Genomic DNA, 17310 nt, shown 5'->3' with positions numbered 1-17310 from the left:
GCATTTTTCAGATCCGGGGTGATTTTCGCTAATCGCTGATGTCCTTGTTTGATCGCATTTGTATCAAGGTCGACAAGGACAGTTATGCATACGTTTGGCAATCGCCGTGACATCGACGGTTTGAGGGCGCTGGCCGTTATTCCAGTTGTGTTGTTCCACTTCGGCTTCAGCGCGTTCAGCGGTGGCTTTGTCGGTGTTGATGTTTTTTTCGTCATCTCCGGTTTTTTGATAACCAGCATCCTGTTCCGCGAGATCGGTGCGCAGCGCTTCAGCTTCGTCGATTTCTGGGCGCGCCGTGCGCGGCGCATCATTCCAGCCTTGAGCGTGGTATTGGTGGCCGCGCTGGCCCTTGGCTGGTTACTGCTGACAGCCAAGGATTTTTCGGAGCTGGGCAGGACGGTTCGTTATCAGGCACTGTTCATTTCTAACATCTTGTTCATGCGTGAAGACGGCTATTTCGAGCCCGCGTCGGACATGAAGCCGTTGCTTCATACCTGGTCCTTGGCGGTTGAAGAGCAGTACTACATCTTCTTTCCACTGCTGATGGTGGTATTGATGCGCTATGTTCGCCATTGGCGCTGGATGTTGTTTGCCGTGCTGTTGGTTTCTTTTGGACTGAATGTCGCTTACATCGACCGCAAGCCTGACTTCGTCTTCTTTTCGCTGCCGACACGCGCCTGGGAACTGTTATGCGGTGCAATGCTCGCGGTGTTGCCCGCGTCGAAACAGGTTGTGAGGCCATGGCTCTATCAGCTCGCCGGCGCGGTCGGGTTGGCTGCTGTCCTGGTGGCGGTTTTCACTTTTGACGAGTCCTCGCGCTTTCCGGGGTGGGCCGCCTTGCTGCCGGTGCTTGGCACCACTGCGCTGATCTGGTCCGGTGCCCAGAGTTCGACCTGGGTTGCTCAGGTGCTGAGTGCCAAGGCACTCGTCTGGATCGGCCTGCTGTCCTATTCCTTTTATCTGTGGCATTGGCCGGTCTACGTCTATGCCAATGTCATCTCGATCGACGGTATCCAGGCTTGGGAAGCTGTGGGCTGGATTCTGCTGGCGCTGGGCCTTGCCTGGTTGAGCTGGCGTTTCGTCGAGCTTCCGTTTCGTGAAAAGCGCTTGCTGGCCGCACGCAAGCCGGTGCTGGCCGCAGGTTTACTGGCCATGGTTGCCCTGGCGGTGACGGGGTCAGTGGTGCGCTCGGCCGATGGTTTCCCCCAGCGCATTACGGGCAAGGCTCTGGAGTATGCTCAGGCGCGAGAGTGGCGGGCAGGGCAGATGAAATGCCTGTTGGTGCCTTCGGATAAGAATCTGGACAAGGCCTGCCTGATTGGCAGGAACAAAGAGGCGCCGGCGACTCGACTGGTTTGGGGCGACAGTCATGCCGCCGCATTGTTGCCGGCGATTGAAGAGGGGGCCTCCCGCGAGGGGCGTCCGGTATGGCTTTACAGTATGAGCGGTTGCCCGTCGACCCTGAGCGACGGACCTCGCCAGCGGTGCAGGGACTTTAACGAACGGACCATGGAGCAGGTTCGCCACCTGCAGATCAGGGACGTGGTGCTGGCGTCTAACTGGAGCCTTTACGTCTACGGTCGTGAGGACGGCGATAAGAAGTTGTTACTCAACCCCCGCGACAATACCGCCGAGGCCGAGGCACGTATGGCCGCGGCGCTCAAGACACAGGTGGCGGCGATAAGGGCAACGGGCGCGCAAGTCTGGTTGTTCAAGGAGGTGCCACTGCAGCGCAAGGGTGCTATCAACCGATTGGTGAGCCTGGCCCGGGTCGGGCGTTCGGCCGAGGGATTGGGTCGCCCGCTCCAGGAGCACTTGGCCCGCCAGCGTTTCCTGAGTGGATTGTTCGACTCGATGAGCGCCGCCGACCCCGGCGTGCATATCATCGACCCGACCCCGCTGATGTGTGCGGGCCAGGTCTGCAGCATAGAGGTCAATGGTCATTCGCAGTACAAAGACGAAGATCATCTGTCTGACATTGGCAGCGCCCGGCTAAGTCCGTTGTTTGCTCCGGTGCTGTTGGGTACAACCGACAATTGATCGCTGCCGCGAACGTACGGGCTGCTGTTTGGGCGTTAGAGCAGGTAGGATGTACGCCTATTTTCGGGGTGGCATCTCAATGAAATTCAAGGATCTTCGGGATTTCGTGCAGCAACTTGAGCAGCGCGGCGAGTTGAAACGTATCCAGATTCCCATCTCTCCGGTGCTGGAGATGACGGAAGTCTGCGACCGCACGCTTCGGGCCAAAGGCCCGGCGTTATTGTTCGAGAATCCCACGGGCTACGACATTCCAGTCTTGGGGAACCTGTTCGGCACGCCTGAGCGCGTGGCCCTGGGCATGGGCGCCGAAGCGGTTAGCGAACTGCGCGAGATCGGCAAGCTGTTGGCGTTTCTCAAGGAGCCCGAGCCGCCGAAAGGTCTGAAGGACGCGTGGTCCAAGCTGCCGATTTTCCGCAAGATCATTTCCATGGCGCCGAAAGTCGTCAAGGACGCTATTTGCCAGGAAGTGGTGATCGAGGGTGACGACGTCGACCTGGCGATGCTGCCCGTGCAAACCTGCTGGCCGGGCGACGTGGGGCCGCTGATTACCTGGGGCCTGACCGTCACCAAAGGCCCGAACAAGGATCGCCAGAACCTCGGCATCTATCGTCAGCAGGTGATTGGCCGCAACAAGGTGATCATGCGCTGGCTAAGTCACCGAGGCGGGGCGCTGGACTACCGCGAGTGGTGTGAAAAACACCCCGGTCAACCGTTCCCGGTGTCGGTTGCCCTGGGCGCAGACCCGGCGACCATCCTCGGTGCGGTTACGCCCGTGCCCGACAGCCTTTCCGAATATGCCTTCGCCGGCCTGTTGCGTGGCAACCGTACCGAGCTGGTGAAATGCCGTGGCAATGACCTGCAAGTGCCGGCCACCGCCGAGATCATCCTTGAAGGCGTGATCCATCCCGGTGAAATGGCCGATGAAGGGCCATATGGCGACCACACGGGTTACTACAACGAAGTCGACAGCTTCCCGGTGTTCACCGTCGAGCGCATTACCCATCGGATCAAGCCGATCTACCACAGCACCTACACCGGCCGGCCACCGGACGAGCCAGCCATTCTCGGGGTGGCGCTGAACGAAGTGTTCGTGCCGATCCTGCAGAAGCAGTTTCCGGAAATCACCGACTTCTACCTGCCGCCGGAAGGCTGTTCGTATCGAATGGCCGTGGTGACCATGAAGAAGTCGTATCCGGGGCACGCCAAGCGGGTCATGCTTGGGGTCTGGTCGTTTTTGCGACAGTTCATGTACACCAAGTTCGTTATCGTCACTGATGACGATATCAACGCACGGGACTGGAACGACGTGATCTGGGCCATCACCACGCGCATGGACCCCAAGCGCGACACGGTGATGATCGAGAATACGCCGATCGACTACCTCGACTTCGCCTCGCCGGTGTCCGGCCTGGGGTCGAAGATGGGACTCGATGCCACGCATAAATGGCCCGGTGAAACCACGCGTGAGTGGGGCCGGGTTATCGTCAAGGATGAGGCCGTTACCCAACGGATCGATGCCATCTGGAATCAGTTAGGAATAGATTGATGCGTGTAACCTTGCAGCCTTCCGGGGCGGTGCTGGAGATCCGGCCCGCCGAGCGGATTCTCGATGGTGCGCGGCGCCTGGGCTATGAATGCCCGCAAAGCTGCCGCAACGGCAACTGCCATGTGTGTGGTGCGTTGTTGGTGGAAGGCCGTGTCGAGCAGGCTGGCGAAGTGCGCGATCACGGTGAGATTTTCACCTGCATCGCCGAACCCCTGGAGGACTGCGTGGTGCTGTGGGATGGCGTGCTGTCGCCGGGTGAGTTGCCGGTCCGTAGCCTGGCCTGCCAAGTCGTCGACTGCGCCGACGTGGGCGGGGACGTCTGGCGAGTGCGCCTGCGTGCGCCGGCGGGCAAGCCGCCGCGCTATCACGCGGGGCAGTACCTGATGATCGAGCGGGAGAATGGCGAAAAATCGGCGTTCTCCCTGGCTTCCGCGCCACATTCGGGGCGCGACCTGCAATTGCACGTGTTAGTGCGCGAAAGCAGTGCGCAGGCGCTGCTGGAGCAACTGCAGCGCAACCCCAGCGTGCGCGTCGAAATGCCTTTCGGCGACACCCACCTGTCCGAGCTGCCGGACGGCCCATTGGTGCTAATCGCCGCCGGAACCGGCATGGCCCAGATGCACAGCCTGATCGAGCATTGTCGCGCTGCGGGGTTCAAGCACCCGGTACATCTGTATTGGGGCGTGCGCCGTCCGGAAGATTTCTATGAAATCGAGCATTGGGACGAGTGGAAAAAGCTGCCGAATCTGTACCTGCACAAAGTCGTCAGTGACGTGTGTGGCTGGGAAGGACGCTGCGGGATGCTCCACGAAGCGGTGTGCCAGGACATCGACGATCTTTCCGGTGTGCATGTCTACGCCAGCGGTTCGCCGGCCATGATCTATGCCACGCTCGATGCACTGGTCGAAGCCGGAATGGACGCTCACCAAATGCGCGCCGATGTGTTTGCGTATGCGCCGCGGGCTTAGCGGCTGACCTGAAATCTGGGTTCATAGGCTTTTGTGGCGAGGGAGCTTGCTCCCGCTGGGCTGCGAAGCGGCCCCAAAAACTTGCGGTCGCTGCGCAACCGAGCGGGAGCAAGCTCCCTCGCCACAGGGCATATATCAGCCAATATACCGATTCGGTATTTAGTCTCTAAGCTAGATGCCGTTAAGGTATATGCCAGCGCCCCCCAGCCTTCATGGCATCCAATTTGCCTTTGGTTTTGCCAAGCGTCAGCGCCATGACGGCGCGCTATCCCACTTTCTGAACCGCGAGGAGCCAAACGCTACCGGCCATGACCGTTATCGAATCCGCCATCACCTGTGCACCGTACCCGCCACGACTCGACTTGGGGCCACAGCTGACCCGTGAACAATTGCTCGCCTCGATGCAATCGACCATGGGCCTTCACTTGGGCGGTCCGGTCTGGCTGTTCGCTTACGGCTCTTTGATCTGGCGGCCGGAATGCACGGCGGTGGAGCGAATGCGCGGCCGGGTCCATGGTTATCATCGCGGGTTGTATTTGTGGTCCCATGAACACCGTGGCACCCCGGAGTTGCCGGGATTGGTATTCGGGCTGGATCGCGGCGGCTCTTGCAGCGGTTTCGCTTATCGCTTGCCGCAAGAGAATCTCGAGGACTCGCTGTTTGCCTTGTGGCAACGCGAGATGCCGTTCCCGTCCTATCGGCCACATTGGCTCAGTTGCCGTCTTGAGGATGGCAGTCGGGTACAAGCCTTGGGATTTGTCCTGGAGCGACACCTGCCCAGCTACGCCGGCAACTTGCCGGACCATGTACTGAGCCAGGTGTTCGAAAGCGCCTGTGGGCGCTACGGCACCACCCGCGATTATGTCGAGCAGACCATCCACGCCCTGCGCAGCCACGCCATGCCAGACCGGAATCTGGAGGCGCGGCTCAAGCGCTGCAAGTCAGCCCTGGATCAGGCGACCGCTTCGCGGCTCTGACTGGCGATTTGCTTGTGCCATAGGGTTGGCGCGAGGAACACCATCGCCAGCAGACAGGCACCGATCAACAGCACAAAACCACCGTCCCAGCCGAAATGGTCCACGGTGTAGCCCATGGCGGCGCTGGCCGCGACCGAGCCCCCCAGGTATCCAAACAGACCCGTGAAGCCCGCAGCAGTACCGGCGGCTTTCTTCGGTGCCAGTTCCAATGCTTGCAGACCGATCAACATCACCGGGCCGTAGATCAGGAAGCCGATGGAAACCAGGGCGATCATGTCGACGGTCGGGTTACCGGCCGGGTTGAGCCAGTACACCAGCGTTGCCACGGTCACCAGTGCCATGAACACCATGCCCGTCAGGCCACGGTTGCCGCGGAAGATCTTGTCCGACATCCAGCCGCACAGCAGCGTGCCGGGAATGCCTGCCCACTCGTAGAAGAAGTAGGCCCAGGAGCTTTTATCCACCGTGAAGCCTTTCGCTTCCTTGAGGTAGGTCGGCGCCCAGTCGAGCACGCCGTAGCGCAGCAGATAAACAAACACGTTGGCCATGGCGATGTACCAGAGCATTTTATTGCGCAGCACATACTTGACGAAGATTTCTTTGGCGCTGAATTCGTCCTCGTGACTGGCGTCGTAGCCTTCCGGATAGTCGTTCTTGTATTTCTCGATCGGCGGCAGCCCCACCGATTGCGGGGTATCGCGCATGGTCATGAAGGCAAATACGGCCACGGCCAGCGCTACGGTAGCGGGCACATAGAATGCCGCGTGCCAGTCATTGAACCAGCCCATCCCCAGCAGGAACAGCGGGCCAATCAGGCCGCCGCCGACGTTGTGCGCCACGTTCCACACCGAGACCACGCCGCCGCGTTCTTTCTGTGACCACCAGTGCACCATGGTTCGCCCACTTGGCGGCCAGCCCATGCCTTGGGCCCAGCCGTTGATGAACAGCAGGATGAACATCATGGTCACGCTGGACGTCGCCCAAGGCGCGAAACCGAACACGAACATCACCCCTGCCGAGACCAGCAAGCCGAACGGCAGGAAGTAGCGCGGATTGGAGCGGTCGGACACCAGGCCCATCAGAAACTTCGAAAGCCCATAGGCGATGGCGATGGCCGACATGGCCAGGCCCAACTGACCCCGGGTATAACCCTCATCGATCAGGTACGGCATGGCCAGGGAAAAGTTCTTGCGCAGCAGGTAATACCCTGCGTAGCCAATGAAAATGCCGGCGAAGATCTGCCAGCGAAGGCGTCGGTAGGTGCTGTCTATTTCTTCTTCAGGCAGGGACGCCTGATGAGCGGCAGGACGAAAGAAAGCAAACATTCAAGGGCTCCAGGTTCTTGTTATGACTGCGGATGCGAATGTTACAGTTTCGTTACCGAAAATAGCATTGCTTCTTATCGGTTAAACAGGGGAAATTTTCCTTATCGAATGTTCTTAAGTGAACATGTCGCTCAGGAATAAGTAGGTGGCGTTGTGGGAAATGTCGCCCGATGCTCTTTCATGCGTCACATCGTTGGATGCGGGACAAGACAGTGGGAAACATCCTTCAACCCAATGGGAAGTCTCGCCATTTAGCCCATAAGCCTCGCCCTTTACCCTTTACGTTCTTGCCAGGTCTTGGCATTCAGGGGAGGGAATGGGGATGCGAGGGTGTGTTGTGATGCTGTTGCTGTGTTTGTGCGGTGCGAGTTGGGCGGCTGATGTGCTGTTGGTGCCCGAGAACAATCCCAAGCCGGTCTACCCGACGGCCCTCGCCCGAACAGGCGTCATGGGGGGGGTGAGGGTTGGCTTCACGGTGCATGCCGACGGCCATGTCGATGAGATTGCGATTCTGCAGAGCGATCATCCCGACTTTGCCGACGCCGCACGAAAGGCCGTGGACCAGTGGCGCTTCAAGCCCTGGACAGTGGACAACGACCATCCTGCGCAGGCGCAAGCCGTGGCGCCGATGGAGTTCCGCCTGGATGACGTGCCCCTTGACGCTAATAAATGGATCAAGACCTGGCGATGTTCGGAGATCAATGCGCATGCCAGGGACCAGCTGTTTCTGCTGGACCTGCTGCCTTTCGATTACACGCGTCGTTACCTGTCCAATGTGTTTTTTGTGAAACAGCTTCCGGATGCCGAACGGTTGGCCCTGATCGCCAAATTCAATCGGCACGTGCCCTGGATCGTACAGCGTTGCGGGAGCTACCCGGCGTCGCGGTATGTGCGAATGTTGCCAAAGGAGGTGCGTGAGTTGCTTTAGTGCTTGCCTGGAGCGGTCCGGAGCCTCTGGCGCCTGGACCGCTGTGACAACGTCAACGCACCTGCACAACCACCTTCCCCACGGCCTTGCGCTGCCCCAGGTCATTGATCGCTTGGGCCGCGTTGCTCAGTGGGTACAGCTGCGAAACCAAAGGCTTGAGCTTGCCCTCGGCGAACCAACCGAACAATTGCTGGAAGTTGGCGGCATTGTCCTGGGGCTGGCGCTGGGCGAAGGAGCCCCAGAACACGCCCACTACGGCGGCACCCTTGAGCAGGGCCAGGTTCACCGGCAGTTCGGGTATGCGCCCGCTGGCGAAGCCGACTACCAACAGCCGGCCATTCCAGGCGATGGCGCGGATGGCTTGGTCGAACAGGTCGCCGCCCACTGGGTCGTAGATCACATCGGCGCCTTGGCCATCGGTGAGGCGCTTGATTTCGTCCTTGAGGCTGGTTTCGCTGTAGTTGATCAATTCATCGGCGCCCGCCGCCTTGGCCACGGCGAGCTTTTCCGCGCTGCTGGCGGCCGCGATCACCCGGGCGCCCATGGCCTTGCCGATTTCCACCGCCGCGAGGCCGACCCCGCCAGATGCGCCGAGCACCAGCAGGGTTTCGCCAGGTTGCAGATTGGCCCGTTGCTTGAGGGCATGCATCGAGGTGCCGTAGGTCATGCTGAAGGCAGCAGCGGTGTTGAAGTCCATGGACGCCGGGATCGGCAGCACGTTGTAGCCCGGTACTGCCACCTGTTCGGCAAAGCTGCCCCAGCCGGTCAATGCCATGACCCGGTCACCGACCTTCAGGTGGCTGACTTTTTCGCCCACCGCGCTGACAACGCCCGCTGCTTCGCCACCGGGGGAAAACGGGAAAGGTGGTTTGAATTGATACTTGCCCTCGATGATCAGCGTGTCAGGGAAATTCACCCCGGCGGCGTGCACATCCAGCAGCACTTCGTTCTTCTTTGCGACAGGGCTGGCGACGTCTTCCAGCACCAGCGATTCGGCGGGGCCGAATTCTTTGCACAGCACGGCTTTCATCAGGGCTATTCCTTTGGGAGTGATGGCCGATAGTGTAGGTGTGAGAGTCAATGGGTCAACGAGCATGCCCTGTCCTGATAGCCGGCTATAAGCTTGTGCTTGAACGGCGGGGCGGTATGCTGGGCCGCAAACCGGATGAGGAGTCAATTGTGAAAGCGCGGATCATGTTGATGCTGGCCCTGTCGTTGCCTGTGGTAGCGATGGCCGAAGAGGCCAAGGAAGCGAAGGAAGGCGAGGCACCGAAGGTCAGTTACATCACCCTCAGCCCTCCGTTCGTGGGCAATTATGGCTTGGACGGTACAGCGAAGCTGAAGGTCTACAAGGCCGACGTGGCCCTGCGCGTGACCGGCGATGCCGCCGCCGCAGCGGTGAAGGCCAACGAGCCGCTGATTCGTAACCAGTTGGTGGCGCTGTTCGCCCAGCAGACCACTGAGGGCATGAATAATCTGGAGGCCAAGGAAAAGCTGCGCCAGGAAGCGTTGAAGCAGACCCAGCAGGTCATGAACGACGAAACCGGCAAGCCGATGGTGGATGATCTGTTGTTCAACAACCTGATCATTCAATAAGCCGTCAGGAACGCCGCCTTTGTTCAATGCCACGATTGCGCAGGCGTTGCTGAAGGCGGCGTTTTTTCATCAAGACGCCAGGCTTTTGCGAAACCGCCCCAGGGCGATGGCAAAGAACAAAAGCCCGATGACCGCCAGCGCCAGCATGTCCGGCCAGACCACCTCAACCCCTGCGTCACGGAACAGAATCGCCGCGCTGAGGCTGACGAAATGGGTCGATGGCGAGCCCTGCATCACCCATTGCAGCCATTGCGGCATGCTGTCCAGCGGCGTGCTGCCGCCCGACAACAGCAGCATCGGGATGATGACCGGGATCGACAGTAAACCGAACTGCGGCGTCGAACGGGCCAGGGTGGCAAGGAAGATACCCAGGGCGGTACTGGCGAACAGGTAGAGCGCGGTCACCAGCAGGAACAGCAACATGGAGCCGGCAAGCGGGACTCCCAATGCGAACTTGACGATGATTTCCAGCGATGCCCAGGTGCACACCACCACCACCAGCATGTTGCTCCAGATCTTTGCCAGCATGATTTCCAGCGCTGTCAGCGGTAGCACCAACAAGTGATCGAGGGTGCCGTGCTCACGCTCGCGCAGCAATGCGGTCCCCGTCAGGATGATGGCCAGGATCGTAATGTTGTTGACGATCTGGATCACCGCCAGAAACCATCCGCCCTCAAGGTTGGTGTTGAACAGTGCGCGGGTGGTCAGCCTCACGGGCGTTTGTTCGCTCGTTTGCGTCTGGCCGCTGTAGGTCAGCAGTTCCTGCTGGAAAATCCGCCCGATGTAACCGGCGCCCATGAACGCCTGGCTCATTGCTGTGGCATCGACGTTTAGTTGCAGCGCCGGTTCGCGTCCGGCGAGCAGGTCGGCCTGGAAGTTGGCGGGCACGTTGATGACAAAGGTGTAGCGGCCACTGTCCATGACTTTGTCCAGTTCGGCATAGGGCAGTGCTACCGGGGTTTGAAATTCCGGCGGTCGCAGGACCTGGGCCAGCTCGCGTGAGAGGTGGCTCTGGTCTTCATCCACGATCGCTACGCTGGCGTTGTGGACGCCGATCACCGAACCCGCCGCCGGCATATAGATCGCCACGGTGAAGGCGTAGCCCAGAAACAGCAGCAGGACGGAGTCGTACCGCAGGCTGGTCAGCTCCTTGAGCCCAAGACGCCAGATATGTGAAAGCGTATGCATCAGGCCTCCTGCTTCTTCAGCATGACCAGGCTGAGCCCGGTGAACCCCAGGAAGAACCCGAACAGCGCCAGGCATTGCGGCCATAACTGGCGCAGGTCCAGGGCCTTGGTGAAAGTGCCGACGGCGATGTCCAGGAAATAACCGGCGGGAAACAGCTGGCCCATCACCGATGCGGCGCCTTCCAGGGAGGAACGTGGCACGATCAGCCCCGAGAACTGGATAGTCGGTAGGCTGGTAATGATCATGGTGCCGAGGATCGCCGCGATCTGGGTGCGGGTGAACGCCGAGATCAGCAGGCCCATGCTGGTGGTCGCCAGCACGTAGAGCAGGCCGCCCAGTGCCAGCGTCAGGCCGCTGCCCTTGAACGGCACGCCGAACAGCCAGCGGTTCATCGCCGTCAGCAGGGCCAGGTTGATCAGGCTGACGGCCAGGTAGGGCACTTGTTTACCCAGCAGGAACTCCAGGCGGGTCAACGGCGTGGCGTAGAAATTGGTGATCGAACCCAGTTCCTTTTCCCGCACGATGCCCAGGGCGGTCAACATCGCCGGAATGAACGCCAGGATCAGCGCCATCACCCCCGGGCCGATGGCGTTCACGCTGACCACGTCCTGGTTGTAGCGAAACCGGGTTTCCAACTTGACCGCGGTTTGCGGGATTCGCGCCGGACTGCTCTGTTCGACCCATTGCTCGAGATTGGCCTGATGCACGGCCTGGACGTAGTTGCGACTGGTCTCGGCGCGGAACGGCATGCCGCCGTCCAGCCAGGCGCCGACGGTGGGCTGTCGACCGGCGTACAGGTCACGACCGAAGCCGGGTGGTATTTCCAGGGCCAGCTTGATGTCCGAGTGCTGCAGGCGCCGATGCAGCTCGTTCGCATTTTGGATAACCGGCTGTTCGTCGAAATAGCGCGAGCTGCGGAAAGCTTCCAGGTAAGCGCGACTTTGCGGGCTCTGATCCTGGTCAAACACGGCGAACGCGAGTTTTTCCACATCCAGGGAGATGCCGTAGCCGAAAATCACCATCATGAACAGGGCGCCGAGCAGGGCGAAGGCCATGCGCACCTTGTCGCGCAGCAGTTCCTTGCCTTCCCGACTGGCAACAGCCAACAGGCGGCCGAGGCTGAGGCCGTGGCGGTCCTGCGGGACGTCGGCGTGGTCGAGGGTCACGGGGGCGCTGTCCTGCTGCGCCTCGCCTTGGGCGTGTTCCAGGCAGGTGACGAAGGCTGCTTCCAGAGTCGGGCCGTTGAACTGCTTCTGCAACGCCGCAGGAGTGTCGCAGGCCAGGACCTTGCCGGCATGCATCAGTGAAATGCGGTCGCAACGTTGGGCTTCGTTCATGAAGTGGGTGGAGAGAAAAATCGTCACGCCTTGTTCGCGAGACAGCTCGATCAGCAACCGCCAGAAGTCATCCCGCGCTGCCGGATCAACCCCTGAAGTCGGTTCATCGAGAATCAGCACTTCCGGGCGATGCAGCACCGCCACCGCGAGGGACAAGCGCTGGCGCAGGCCCAGGGGTAATGCGCCGCAAGGTTGGTCGGCGAGGTCCTGGAGGTTGAAGCGCTGGATCAGTTCTTCGATACGGCTGCTGCTTTCGGACTTTGGCAGGTCGAACAGTTTCGCGTGCAGGGCCAGGTTCTGGCGCACGCTCAATTCGCCATACAGTGAAAAGCTCTGGGACATGAACCCTACGCGTTTGCGGGTGGCGAGGTCCTTGGCGTTGACTGGATTGCCCAGCAGTCGGGCGCTGCCTTCGCTGGCGGGCATCAGTCCGGTCAGCACTTTCATCGTGGTGGTCTTGCCGCAACCGTTGGAACCCAGGAAACCGAAGATCTCACCGCGACCAATGGCAAAGCTGACCTTGTCGACGGCGGTGAAGTCACCAAAGCGCAGGGTCAGGTCGTGAGCTTCGATGGCGATGTCGGTGGTGTCGTCGGTCCTGGGCGGGATCTTCAGTGGCTCGGTGTTGCGGCCGCTGTCACCCTGGAAATGGGTGAACGCCGCGTCGAGCTTGCCGTCGGGCGTGGCTGCGGCCAGTTCAGCGCTTAAACCTTGGGCGATCAAGCGACCGTTATCGAGCATCAGGCAATGCTCGAATTGTTCGGCCTCTTCCATATAAGCCGTGGCAACCAGCAGGGTCAGTTGCGGCCGTTGTCGGCGTACGTCCGCTATCAACTCCCAAAAGCGTCGCCGGGACAACGGGTCTACGCCGGTGGTGGGTTCGTCGAGAATCAGCAGGTCCGGCTCGTGGATCAGCGCGCAACACAGGCCGAGCTTTTGTTTCATGCCACCGGACAATTTGCCTGCCGGACGCTCGGCAAAACGCTGCAGATCGGTCGCCAGCAGCAATTGGCCCATGCGTTGTTCACATTCTGAGCGCGATAACCCGAACAGCGTGCCGAAAAACCGGATGTTCTCGCGTATCGACAAGTCAGGATAAAGGTTGCCTCCCAGTCCTTGAGGCATGAAGGCAATACGTCGATAGAGGGTGTTGCGATGGCGTCGATCCTCGATCGAGGCGCCCAGTACCTCCAGTTGGCCGTGCTGGAGCTTCTTGACCCCGGCAATCAGCCCCAGCAGGCTCGACTTGCCAGCACCGTCCGGGCCGATCAGGCCGCAGCGGGTGCCGACCGGCAAGCTGAAGGCGATATCGCTCAGGGCGACATGCTGGCCGTAGCGGTGCTCAAGGCCCGAGGCATGCAGTGCCGGTGGGTCGACGCTGGCGCTCATTGCAAGTTGGCCGGCCAGTCGATGGGGTTGGTGCGCACGTAACCGGCGCCGGGCATGCCGGGTTTGGCCTGGGGGACTTCCCCGGGTGAAGTCAGGCGCAGTTTGACGCGGAACACCAGCTTCTGGCGCTCATCACGGGTTTCGACCTCCTTGGGGGTGAATTGGGATTTGGCCGCGACGAAGCTGACTTTTGCCGGCAACGGTCGCTCGGGCAGGGCGTCGAGCAGCAGTCGCGCTTCATCGCCCACCGCCAGTTTCCCGGCCACGGAAGCCGATAGATAGAGGTTCATGTACTGGTCGTTCGGATCGATCATCAACAGCACCCGTCCACCAGCGCCCAGCACTTCGCCCGGCTCGGCCAGGCGTAGCTGGATCACGCCGTCGATGGGTGCACGCAAGCTGCTGTCGTCTATTTCGCTAGTCAGCTGGGCCACCTGGGCCTGGGTCGCGCCGATGGCCGCAGTCGCCGCCGACACCTGGGCCCGGGCAGCGGTGACGGCGGCGTTGGCGGTGTCGACGCGGGCCTGCTGCTGGTCGATGACCTGGGCGCTGGCGTAACCGCGCTTGAACAGTTCCTGGGTCCGTTTGAGTTCCTGGTGGGCGAGTAATTGCTCGCTCTGGCGCAACTGCACATTGGCCTCGGTGGCGGCGAGATTTTCCCGGGCGCGCACCACCTCGGCCTCGGCCTGGTTGCGCTGGGCCTCCAGGGTGCGGGTGTCCATGCGCGCCAGCAATTGACCCTTGAGGACGTTGTCGCCTTCATCGACATGCACCTCGGCCAGGCGTCCGGGTGTCTTGCTGGCGATCTGGACTTCGGTGGCTTCAAGGCGACCGTTGCCCATGCTCAGGCCTTCTGGCAGGCGATCATGCCGCGACTTCCAATAGCCGAACCCACCGGCGGCGAGCAACACAGCCATCAAGGCGAAGACAAAAAAACGAGAGGTACGAGGGTTGGTCGACATGTCCGGCATCCTGCGGCTATAGCATTGCAGTTTGCCGGCCCCACGAGCACCCCAGTTTGATATCCATCAACACATGGATGATCAGCGCAAGGCAATCACCGCCGCCCATTGCTCGGCCGTCACTGGCATCACCGACAGTCGCGAGCCTTTCTGCACCAGCGGCATGTCGGCCAGGGCGGCCTGTTGCTTGAGATAGTCAAGCTTCAGCACTCGGGGAAAGGTTTCGACATGGGCCACATCGATTGCAGTCCAGGGGTTTTTATCCGGGCTGGCCTTGGCATCGAAGTAATGGCTGCCAGGCTCCAGCGCCGTTGGATCGGGGTAAGCGGCCTTGATGATTTTGCCGATTCCGGCAATGCCTGGCTCCGGGCAACTGGAATGGTAGAAAAAGAACCCGTCGCCCACCGCCATGGCCCGCAGGAAATTGCGCGCCTGGTAGTTGCGAACCCCGTCCCAGCGCGCTTGGCCGAGCTTTTCCAGGCCTTGGATGGACAATTCGTCGGGCTCGGATTTCATCAGCCAATAGGCCATGACTTCTACTCCTGGGCGATATCGATAAAAAAGTTCAGCGATTTTATGACAAACCGACAGTCGGTTGACGCCAGCGTTTGCGTGTCGGAGCAGGTTGCCGCAAAATGCCGGCCTTCCAAGCTTGACGCTGCTGCACGGCCAATAAGAAAACCGCTGCTGTCATCGTGTGTGATATGCCTTGAGGGGGGCAATCGATGAAACGCAAACCGGATTTGTTGTGGATCTTAGTCATTCTGTTCGGCCTCGGCGTCGTGACCACGGGTTACGCCCAAAGCTTGTGGGCCAACAAGACCGACGCGCCGGTGGATGTCATCCAGCCCGCGCCATCGCTCAAACGCTGAACCTGTCTTCCAGGCGCCGCTGATTCTCGCGGCGTCTACTGTGCCAGATACCAACGCCTGTCGCTGACCGTTCCCTGCAGCGGCACGTCCCAGCTTGCCTGTGCCAATCGTTCGACCTTCTGACATTCATGGGCCAGCCCCAGCAGCGTTGGCTTGCGCCACTGCTTGCGTCGTCCAAGGTACGCCAGGCTGCGGTCATAGAAGCCGCCGCCCATGCCCAGCCGGCCTCCGGCATCATCGAACCCCACCAGCGGCAACAACACCAGATCCAATGTCCAGACCTTGCGTTGACGGGCGATGTTCTTGCGTGGCTCAGGGATGCGAAAACGGTTGGGCTGCATTTTTTCGCCTGGGTGAATGCGTTGAAAAACCATCTTGGTTTGCGGCCACGGACTGAGCACCGGCAGATAAGTGACCTTGCCTCGACGCTGGGCGGCGCGCAGCAGCAGGCGCGGGTCAATCTCGCCATCGTTGGGCAGGTACAGGGCGATGTGTCGGGCGCGGCGAAACAGCGGGTGCTGGGCCAATTGCTTGTAGAGCCCGCGGGCGGCTTGCCGTTGCTGGGCGGGCGTCAGGGCGCGACGGGCCTGGCGCAGCAGGCGTCGAAGTTGCGGGCGGGGCAGCAGCGCGGGTTCGGTCATGTCCAGGCTTCACGCAGTGGCGATGGCAGCACAGCGTAACCGCAAAACCGGACGCTCAGAAATGCCGGCGGCGCAAATAACAATGCCAGTCCACCTGGACTGGCATTGTTTTAAATCAGGCTCCCCGGATGAACCGCTGTCGGCTTAGCCCTTGAACCCGAAAGTTCAAGGTGGAAGTTGCAGGGGGCGTTAAGGCTTTCCGTCAAGCGGACATGCACACCGGCCCAACGTGCAACCTCCATGGTTGTGCGTATCGGCTCAGGGACATCACCAACTGGCAAGCACCCCAGGGAGTGACGCGAGTATACCCCAGGCAGCCTCGCGAATCAGCCCTTGCTGACGTCCGGATCGGTGGCCAGCACCAGATCCACCCGGTCGAGCAGGTCGCGCACCTGTTCACGAGTCGAGCCGCTGACCTGCAGGTCCGGCGTATCCTGGCGATGAAGCAGGTCGTGGGTAATGTTCAAGGCAGCCATCACGGCGATGCGGTCGGCGCCGATGACTTTGCCGCTGCTGCGGATCTCGCGCATCTTGCCGTCCAGGTAGCGGGCGGCGCTCACCAGATTGCTACGCTCTTCCTGGGGACAGATGATCGAATATTCTTTATCGAGGATCTGCACGGTAACGCTATTGCTTGAACTCATGAGTCTTGCTCCAGGGCCTTGAGGCGCGAAATCATCGATTCGACCTTACGCCGGGCGATTTCGTTTTTTTCAATGAGGTGCGCGCGTTCCTCGCGCCAGGTCTTTTCCTGAGCTAATAGGAGTCCGTTTTGGCTCTTAAGTTGCTCGACCCGGTCAATTAGCAACTCGAGTCTGGCCATCAGCGCTTGCAGGTCGTTGTCTTCCATTGTGTCCACTGAAGATTGTGTCTGATGGGGGATGTAGGTCGCACAGCCTCTGATAGTCTTGGCGAGTCTGTCGATGTAGGATACAAGGCCTCCATTCTAGACATAGCGCCGTCTGGCGCCTAGCTGCCCATGCCCATTCAGAATTCCCCGTATCAAGCTTTCTCCACCCTGCTGAGCACCAGTGGCCATCCCGTCTCGCCTGCCGAACTCCATGGCCTGTTGCTCGGCCGCAGTTGCGCCGGTGCCGGTTTCGAGGCCGACGGCTGGTTGGCCGACGCCGCCGAGCTGCTTGAAGGCGAGCCGGCGGACAACGTTCGCAATGCCCTGATCGGGCTGCAGGAAATGGTCAAGGGCGAGTTGACCAGCGACGACATGACCGTCGTTCTGCTGTTGCCCACGGATGACGCACCGTTGGCCGACCGCGCCGCTGCGCTGGGCCAGTGGTGCCAGGGTTTCCTTGCCGGCTTCGGTCTGACCCGTCGCGAATACGCGTTGAGCGACGAGGCCAAGGAAGTGTTGCAAGACTTGGCTGCGATCTCTCAGGTCCAGGATGCCCTGGAAGAGTCCGATGACGGCGAAAGCGACTACATGGAAGTGATGGAGTACCTGCGGGTCGCACCATTGCTGCTGTTCACCGAGACCAAGAAAACCGATGCAGCGGCCGCCAAGCCATCCTTGCATTAATTTTTAG

The 17310-nt window shown here is 60.6% G+C and carries 17 protein-coding genes and 1 other RNA gene; 8 read left to right on the top strand and 10 right to left on the bottom strand.

Translation table 11 applies throughout. The features are described 5' to 3' along the window. The first annotated feature begins 84 nt into the window (after window positions 1–84). From QNH97_RS27515 to QNH97_RS27500, 4 genes are all read left to right on the top strand, one after another. Window positions 85–2040, top strand: a complete 1956-nt coding sequence (locus QNH97_RS27515; protein WP_283554746.1) for an acyltransferase family protein — start codon at window positions 85–87, stop codon at window positions 2038–2040. A gap of 79 nt (window positions 2041–2119) precedes the next feature. Further along, window positions 2120–3586 (top strand): 4-hydroxy-3-polyprenylbenzoate decarboxylase, encoded by a 1467-nt coding sequence (gene ubiD, locus QNH97_RS27510; protein ID WP_063325203.1) that lies wholly within the window; start codon window positions 2120–2122, stop codon window positions 3584–3586. Further along, complete coding sequence (locus tag QNH97_RS27505) at window positions 3586–4554, top strand: CDP-6-deoxy-delta-3,4-glucoseen reductase (protein WP_283554745.1); 969 nt, start codon at window positions 3586–3588, stop codon at window positions 4552–4554. Before ubiD ends, QNH97_RS27505 begins: the two co-directional genes overlap by 1 nt. Window positions 4555–4862: 308 nt before the next feature. Beyond that, window positions 4863–5531, top strand: a complete 669-nt coding sequence (locus QNH97_RS27500; protein WP_283554744.1) for a gamma-glutamylcyclotransferase — start codon at window positions 4863–4865, stop codon at window positions 5529–5531. Here the strand turns inward: QNH97_RS27500 and glpT are convergent. Continuing rightward, window positions 5507–6856 carry a glycerol-3-phosphate transporter gene (gene glpT, locus QNH97_RS27495; protein ID WP_283554743.1) on the bottom strand — a complete coding sequence of 450 codons (1350 nt, stop codon included), beginning with the start codon at window positions 6854–6856 and terminating at the stop codon, window positions 5507–5509. The two genes, QNH97_RS27500 and glpT, sit on opposite strands and share 25 nt — an antisense overlap. A gap of 340 nt (window positions 6857–7196) precedes the next feature. On the opposite strand from glpT, the gene QNH97_RS27490 reads away from it, so the two are divergent. Then, window positions 7197–7784 (top strand): energy transducer TonB, encoded by a 588-nt coding sequence (locus QNH97_RS27490; protein ID WP_283554742.1) that lies wholly within the window; start codon window positions 7197–7199, stop codon window positions 7782–7784. Between the two features lie 52 nt (window positions 7785–7836). Here the strand turns inward: QNH97_RS27490 and QNH97_RS27485 are convergent, their stop codons facing one another. Further along, window positions 7837–8814 carry an NADPH:quinone oxidoreductase family protein gene (locus QNH97_RS27485; protein ID WP_283554741.1) on the bottom strand — a complete coding sequence of 326 codons (978 nt, stop codon included), beginning with the start codon at window positions 8812–8814 and terminating at the stop codon, window positions 7837–7839. Between the two features lie 149 nt (window positions 8815–8963). On the opposite strand from QNH97_RS27485, the gene QNH97_RS27480 reads away from it, so the two are divergent. Continuing rightward, entirely contained in the window at window positions 8964–9380 is a 417-nt protein-coding gene (locus tag QNH97_RS27480; protein ID WP_283554740.1) for a flagellar basal body-associated protein FliL, read from the top strand. A gap of 69 nt (window positions 9381–9449) precedes the next feature. Here the strand turns inward: QNH97_RS27480 and QNH97_RS27475 are convergent, their stop codons facing one another. From QNH97_RS27475 to QNH97_RS27460, 4 genes are all read right to left on the bottom strand, one after another. Continuing rightward, window positions 9450–10568: an ABC transporter permease gene (locus tag QNH97_RS27475; protein WP_283554739.1), complete on the bottom strand. Its 1119-nt coding sequence runs from the start codon at window positions 10566–10568 to the stop codon at window positions 9450–9452. Beyond that, the gene (rbbA, locus tag QNH97_RS27470) at window positions 10568–13294 is read right to left on the bottom strand and encodes a ribosome-associated ATPase/putative transporter RbbA (protein WP_283554738.1); all 2727 of its coding nucleotides are present in this window, start codon (window positions 13292–13294) and stop codon (window positions 10568–10570) included. The genes QNH97_RS27475 and rbbA overlap by 1 nt, the downstream gene beginning before the upstream one ends. Continuing rightward, window positions 13291–14256 (bottom strand): HlyD family secretion protein, encoded by a 966-nt coding sequence (locus QNH97_RS27465; protein WP_283554737.1) that lies wholly within the window; start codon window positions 14254–14256, stop codon window positions 13291–13293. The genes rbbA and QNH97_RS27465 overlap by 4 nt, the downstream gene beginning before the upstream one ends. Window positions 14257–14337: 81 nt before the next feature. Further along, entirely contained in the window at window positions 14338–14787 is a 450-nt protein-coding gene (locus QNH97_RS27460; protein ID WP_283554736.1) for an EVE domain-containing protein, read from the bottom strand. 194 nt (window positions 14788–14981) lie between these two features. Here QNH97_RS27460 and QNH97_RS27455 point away from each other — a divergent pair, with 194 nt between their 5' ends. Next, window positions 14982–15128, top strand: coding sequence for a hypothetical protein (locus QNH97_RS27455; protein ID WP_283554735.1), 147 nt, complete (start codon window positions 14982–14984; stop codon window positions 15126–15128). Between the two features lie 35 nt (window positions 15129–15163). On the opposite strand, the gene QNH97_RS27450 is transcribed toward QNH97_RS27455, so the two are convergent. The 4 genes from QNH97_RS27450 to QNH97_RS27435 form a co-directional block, all read right to left on the bottom strand. After that, a complete protein-coding gene (locus QNH97_RS27450; RefSeq protein ID WP_283554734.1) occupies window positions 15164–15769 on the bottom strand; it encodes a 5-formyltetrahydrofolate cyclo-ligase in 606 nt (201 codons plus the stop codon). A gap of 117 nt (window positions 15770–15886) precedes the next feature. After that, window positions 15887–16065: non-coding RNA, 6S RNA (gene ssrS / locus QNH97_RS27445), on the bottom strand. Window positions 16066–16095: 30 nt separating this feature from the next. Beyond that, a complete protein-coding gene (locus tag QNH97_RS27440) occupies window positions 16096–16413 on the bottom strand; it encodes a cell division protein ZapA (protein ID WP_003177364.1) in 318 nt (105 codons plus the stop codon). Continuing rightward, window positions 16410–16619, bottom strand: a complete 210-nt coding sequence (locus QNH97_RS27435) for a TIGR02449 family protein (RefSeq protein ID WP_025216048.1) — start codon at window positions 16617–16619, stop codon at window positions 16410–16412. Before QNH97_RS27435 ends, QNH97_RS27440 begins: the two co-directional genes overlap by 4 nt. A 129-nt stretch (window positions 16620–16748) precedes the next feature. Here QNH97_RS27435 and QNH97_RS27430 point away from each other — a divergent pair, with 129 nt between their 5' ends. Further along, on the top strand, window positions 16749–17303 hold the full coding sequence (locus tag QNH97_RS27430; protein WP_283554733.1) for a YecA/YgfB family protein: 555 nt from the start codon (window positions 16749–16751) through the stop codon (window positions 17301–17303). Window positions 17304–17310 lie beyond the last annotated feature (7 nt).

This window comes from Pseudomonas sp. G2-4, from assembly GCF_030064125.1.
Taxonomy (GTDB): domain Bacteria; phylum Pseudomonadota; class Gammaproteobacteria; order Pseudomonadales; family Pseudomonadaceae; genus Aquipseudomonas.
Note: the sequence above shows the minus strand (reverse complement) of the source record. Positions and strands in the feature narration are given on the sequence as shown.

What these genes read in the sequence shown, in the direction of transcription:
- QNH97_RS27515 (WP_283554746.1), top strand. Translation starts at nt 85, where the DNA reads ATGCATACGTTTGGCAATCGCCGTGACATCGACGGTTTGAGGGCGCTG.
- ubiD (WP_063325203.1), top strand. Translation starts at nt 2,120, where the DNA reads ATGAAATTCAAGGATCTTCGGGATTTCGTGCAGCAACTTGAGCAGCGC.
- QNH97_RS27505 (WP_283554745.1), top strand. Translation starts at nt 3,586, where the DNA reads ATGCGTGTAACCTTGCAGCCTTCCGGGGCGGTGCTGGAGATCCGGCCC.
- QNH97_RS27500 (WP_283554744.1), top strand. Translation starts at nt 4,863, where the DNA reads ATGACCGTTATCGAATCCGCCATCACCTGTGCACCGTACCCGCCACGA.
- glpT (WP_283554743.1), bottom strand. Translation starts at nt 6,856, where the DNA reads ATGTTTGCTTTCTTTCGTCCTGCCGCTCATCAGGCGTCCCTGCCTGAA.
- QNH97_RS27490 (WP_283554742.1), top strand. Translation starts at nt 7,197, where the DNA reads ATGCTGTTGCTGTGTTTGTGCGGTGCGAGTTGGGCGGCTGATGTGCTG.
- QNH97_RS27485 (WP_283554741.1), bottom strand. Translation starts at nt 8,814, where the DNA reads ATGAAAGCCGTGCTGTGCAAAGAATTCGGCCCCGCCGAATCGCTGGTG.
- QNH97_RS27475 (WP_283554739.1), bottom strand. Translation starts at nt 10,568, where the DNA reads ATGCATACGCTTTCACATATCTGGCGTCTTGGGCTCAAGGAGCTGACC.
- rbbA (WP_283554738.1), bottom strand. Translation starts at nt 13,294, where the DNA reads ATGAGCGCCAGCGTCGACCCACCGGCACTGCATGCCTCGGGCCTTGAG.
- QNH97_RS27465 (WP_283554737.1), bottom strand. Translation starts at nt 14,256, where the DNA reads ATGTCGACCAACCCTCGTACCTCTCGTTTTTTTGTCTTCGCCTTGATG.
- QNH97_RS27460 (WP_283554736.1), bottom strand. Translation starts at nt 14,787, where the DNA reads ATGGCCTATTGGCTGATGAAATCCGAGCCCGACGAATTGTCCATCCAA.
- QNH97_RS27455 (WP_283554735.1), top strand. Translation starts at nt 14,982, where the DNA reads ATGAAACGCAAACCGGATTTGTTGTGGATCTTAGTCATTCTGTTCGGC.
- QNH97_RS27450 (WP_283554734.1), bottom strand. Translation starts at nt 15,769, where the DNA reads ATGACCGAACCCGCGCTGCTGCCCCGCCCGCAACTTCGACGCCTGCTG.
- QNH97_RS27440 (WP_003177364.1), bottom strand. Translation starts at nt 16,413, where the DNA reads ATGAGTTCAAGCAATAGCGTTACCGTGCAGATCCTCGATAAAGAATAT.
- QNH97_RS27435 (WP_025216048.1), bottom strand. Translation starts at nt 16,619, where the DNA reads ATGGAAGACAACGACCTGCAAGCGCTGATGGCCAGACTCGAGTTGCTA.
- QNH97_RS27430 (WP_283554733.1), top strand. Translation starts at nt 16,749, where the DNA reads ATGCCCATTCAGAATTCCCCGTATCAAGCTTTCTCCACCCTGCTGAGC.